We start from the raw sequence: 4410 nt of genomic DNA on the forward strand, positions 1-4410 counted from the left end.
ACACGACCTCGTGGCCCGCCGCCTCGGCGCGTGCCTGCAGCGCACGGCCCAGCTCATAACCGCCCGAGTCGGCGGCGAAATGGATGCGTCTCATCTCCGTGACCCTCCTGCGCGCCGGCCCGTCACACCGGAGGCGCGACGAACAGGCCCTTGTCGATGTCGTTGAACGATTCGCGCGCGATCAGTTCGCTCATCTCCTGCGCCGTTCCCCACTGATCCTGGTTGGACACTTCCTTGATGTTCAGGCGGTGCGGGCTCCAGGTGTCCTCGTCGATCACGGCGAGCTCGGTCGTGTACTCGATCGTGTTGCCGGCCGGGTCCAGGAAGTAGGCGAACGTGTTGTCGCCGGCGTTGTGCCGGCCGGGCCCCCAGATCATTCGCGCACCCGAACGGAGGATCTTGCCGGAGCCGCGCATCCACTCCTCGATGCCGCGCATCTCGAACGAGAGGTGGTGCAGCGAATGGTGCGGACCCATCGCGATCGCGACCGAGTGGTGTGTGGCGTTGCAGCGCATGAAGTGCATCATGTCGGTGCCGTCGGGTCGGGTGAGCGAGTCCGAGATCGAGAAGTCGAGGTGATCGATGTACCACTGCGCCGACTGATTCAGGTTGGCGGAGTTGAACACGACGTGCGACAGCTTGGACGGAATGGGCTCGCGTTCGCGGATCTTGCGCGCCTCGCGGGTCTGGTAGCCGGTCGAGAACTCCAGTACCCGCCCGTCGCCGTCGAAGACCCGGAACCCGTAGCCTCCGCCGAACCCGGTGAGCTCTTGCGGGTCCTGCACGAACTGCACGCCGTCGGAGCGCAGCTTGTCGGCGAGCGCGTGGACGTCGTCGCGATCCGCGACGGCGAAGCCGACGAGGTCGATGCGCTTGTCGTCCGACCGGAGCCGCAGGATGAAGGGCTCGGTCGAGCCCTCGGCTGCGAGGTAGCTCAGTCCCTCCTCGGCGTGCACTTCGGTGAGGCCCCAGAACTTCGTGAAGAAGCTGCGCTCCTCCTCGAAGTTCGGCACCGCCAGCGCGGCGTAGCGAAGGTGCGATACGAGTCGCTCGGTCATATCCTGATCTCCTTGTTCACGGGTGCCGGGCCGCGCGATCGCGTCCGCGGCCGCGGGCGTGCGGCCGGCAGCTCCGGCGCCGGAACGGCGGCGCCCACACGCGCGACGAGTTCGCCGATGCCCTCGACGATCATGCGCACTTCATCACCCTCGGCCAGGGGCGGCGGCGTGAGACCGCCGGCCCTCCCCCACAGCTCGCCCAGGCAGCCGCCGTTTCCGACGGTTCCCGATCCGAGCACATCGCCGGGGACCACTTTCGAGTTGCGCGCGGCGTACGCGACGATCTCGGGGAACGGCCAGCCCATGTTCGAGACGAGATCCTCGCCGATCAGGGCGTCGTTGACGAACACCTCTGCCCGCACCGCGAGGAACCCGTCCTCGTCGAGGAAAGGCGCGAGCTCATCGGCCGTCACGATCCAGGGGCCGAGTGTGGTGCCGAAGTCCTTGCCCTTCGCCGGGCCGAGTCGCACCTTCATCTCACGCGCCTGCAGGTCGCGGGCCGACCAGTCGTTCATGATCGTGTAGCCGAAGATGTGGGATGCCGCGGCATCCGGTGCCAGGTTCGCACCGTCGGACCCGGCGACACCGCCGATCACCACAGCGAGCTCGAGCTCGAAGTCGAGACGCTCGGTCACCGGGGGCCGCACCGGCTCGCCGGGGCCGAGGACGGTGTGCGGATTGGTGAAGTAGAAGGTCGGCGCCTGGTACCACTCGGGCACGACCTCGCTCTTGCCCTCGACACCGGCGCTGACGCCTTCGACGTGCTCCTCGAAGGCGACGAAGTCGCGGATCGCGGCAGGGACGAGGGGGGCGAGCAGCTGCACGTCGGTCAGTGCGATGCGATCCTCGGGTCGTTGAGCGAGCGAAGCGAGACGAAACGCCTCGTCGATGGCGGACAGTCCCCGCGCCAGTACGTCGGCGACGCTCATCCCGTCGGCGAACGGGACCACGTGATCGTCGACGACGAAACCTTCGCCGATACGTTTCGTCTCGGTCGCGGAGACCTGCGCCGAGCGAGCGTCAGCGAGTCGAAGCGTCCCTCGCTCAACGACCGGGTACTCCCAGCGGGCGATCCTCATGCTCGCACCAGGGTCTCCAGCAGCGCGTCGGCGTTGCCCCCGAGAATGCGCTCGGTCAGCTCGGCCGGCAGGCCCGCGCCGCGCACCAGCGAAACCGGGTCGTCCAGGCCCATGTCGAACGGATAATCGCTGCCGAGCACGACCTGCGATCCGCCCGCCACCTCGACGAGGGTGCGCAGGGCGTGCGGGTCGTGCACCACCGTGTCGAACCAGATCTTGCGCAGGTACGTCGAGGGCTCGTGCTCGCACCGGTGCGCTTCCGGCCGCACGTGCCACGCGCGATCGGAGCGGCCGATCGCGGTCGGCAGGTAGCCACCGCCGTGCGCGGCGACGATCTTGAGACCGGGATGCCGGTCGAGTACGCCGGCGAAGATCAGGTGCGAGAGGGCGACCGCGTTCTCGGCGGGCTGGCCCACGGTGTTCGACAGGTAGAACCGGTCGAGACGCTCGTCGAGGCTGCATCCGAAGGGGTGGAGGAACACCACCGCACGCAGCTCGGCCGCACGCGCCCAGAATGGTTCGAGCCGGGGGTCGGAGAGCTCCACGTCGCCGGCGAAGGACGAGATCTCGACGCCGGCGAGACCGCGTCCGAGCACGGCGTCGTCGAGGCACTCCACCACGCGTTCGGGATGCTGCAGCGGAACGAGCCCGAGACCTGTCAGGCGGTCGGGCGCCTGGGAGACGTGCGCGGCGACCTGCCGGTTGGCCTCGTTCGCGATCCACACCGCGAGCCCTTCCGGCGCCCAGGGGTAGAAGTGGTTCGGTGAGGCGCTGACCCACTGCCGGTCGACGCCCTGCGCGTCCATCTCGGCAAGGCGGACGCTCACGTCCGTGAGCTTCGGGATGCGCGCGCCCACCATCGGGCCCGAGACCTTCAGGCTCTCCGCGCCGTTGCGCTTCAGCTCCAGTTCGGCCGCTTCGCGGACGCCGTCGGGCGCGCGGCGCTCCACCTCGGCCTGCAGCGCAGGCAACAGGACGTGCGCGTGGACGTCGGTGACCGCGATGCGGGTGGGTCCGAGGACGTCGCTCATACGGGCTCCGCCATCCTTCTGGCGACGGCAGCGAACAGCCCGCCGGTGTCGGCGTCGCGGTTGCCCTCGATCTGCCACTGTCCGAGTTGGACGGATGCCTCTACGACGGTCTTGACGCGCGGAACGCGGCGAGCGTGGAACTCGTCCCACAGCGTCTCGTCGACGGCATTCCGCTTCGTCAGCAGTTCTGTGAGCACGAAGGCGTCCTCGAGACCCTGGGCTGCGCCCTGCGCGATGGTCGGAGGGCAGCTGTGCGCGGCATCCCCGATGAGCGCGACGCGACCACGGTTCCACGGGGTGTCGACGAGGTGCTGCGTGAACCAGGTGTAGTTGGCGCGGGCGCCGCCTTCCAGGTCCGCGCGGATCGAATTCCATGGACCACCGTAGGCGCGCGACTCCTCGAGCATGATGCGGGTCGCCTCCTCGTCCGAGGTGCCGAACCGGTCCTCCGCCTTCTCCACGAGGAAGGCGTACATGGTGTCCTCGCCTGTGGGCGTGTAGCCGGCGATGTAGACCGGGCCGCCGTAGTACAGTTCCGTGCGCTCCACCTCGGCCGGTCGTGAGACGAACGTGCGCCAGATGCCCATCCCGGTCGGTTCCGGCTTCGTCTCGATTCCGATGAGGTCGCGCACAGCCGAGTTGAGGCCGTCGGCGCCGATCAGCAGGTCATACTCCCCGGCCGACTCGTCGTCGACATAGACCTCGACCGCGTCGTTCGCGCGCGCGTCTACGCCGGTGATCTTCTTGCCGAAGTGCACGCGGGCACCGGCTCGCTCAGCGTGCTCAAGCAGGATCTGTGCGAGAGCCGCCCGAGGGATTCCCATCGATGCGGGGTAGTCGGGGCCGCCCGACTTGGCGTCCGGGAGTTGCGCGACGATCGGCGCATCCGGGCCCGGCGCGCGCAGGTTGAGTCCCTCGAACGCGAACCCCGCGTCCCTGATGTCCTCCCACGCTCCGAGCGCGTCGAACACGCGGAACGCGTTTCCCTGCAACGAGATGCCGGATCCCAGGGCGCTCAGCTCGGGCTTGGCCTCATACAAGTCGACCTCAACGCCCGCCTTGGCGAGCTGGATGGCGGCGGCCAGCCCCGCGACACCGCTTCCGGCGATGGCGACCTTCTGGACTGCGGTCATGTCAGAACCTCCCTGTTCTCGTACTGCTGTCGGATCTACAGGATCGCGACGGGATTGATGGGTGAGCCGACCGCACCCGTGATGGGCAGCGGCGCGGCGGAAAGCAGGA

The 4410-nt window shown here is 68.6% G+C and carries 4 protein-coding genes; all 4 read right to left on the bottom strand.

Annotation, left to right across the window (positions count from 1 at the left end; all coding sequences use genetic code 11):
- Positions 1-122: 122 nt before the first annotated feature.
- From VFX99_RS00355 to VFX99_RS00370, 4 genes are read right to left on the bottom strand one after another with little or no spacing between them, the layout of a single operon-like run.
- Positions 123-1058, bottom strand: coding sequence for a VOC family protein (locus VFX99_RS00355; protein WP_329664334.1), 936 nt, complete (start codon positions 1056-1058; stop codon positions 123-125).
- The gene (locus VFX99_RS00360; protein ID WP_329664335.1) at positions 1055-2137 is read right to left on the bottom strand and encodes a fumarylacetoacetate hydrolase family protein; all 1083 of its coding nucleotides are present in this window, start codon (positions 2135-2137) and stop codon (positions 1055-1057) included. Before VFX99_RS00360 ends, VFX99_RS00355 begins: the two co-directional genes overlap by 4 nt.
- Positions 2134-3168, bottom strand: a complete 1035-nt coding sequence (locus tag VFX99_RS00365) for an amidohydrolase family protein (RefSeq protein ID WP_329664336.1) — start codon at positions 3166-3168, stop codon at positions 2134-2136. The genes VFX99_RS00360 and VFX99_RS00365 overlap by 4 nt, the downstream gene beginning before the upstream one ends.
- A complete protein-coding gene (locus VFX99_RS00370) occupies positions 3165-4301 on the bottom strand; it encodes an FAD-dependent monooxygenase (RefSeq protein WP_329664337.1) in 1137 nt (378 codons plus the stop codon). The genes VFX99_RS00365 and VFX99_RS00370 overlap by 4 nt, the downstream gene beginning before the upstream one ends.
- Between the last annotated feature and the right edge of the window lie 109 nt (positions 4302-4410).

It is taken from the genome of Microbacterium sp. (assembly GCF_036277215.1).
Taxonomy (GTDB): Bacteria; Actinomycetota; Actinomycetes; order Actinomycetales; family Microbacteriaceae; genus Microbacterium.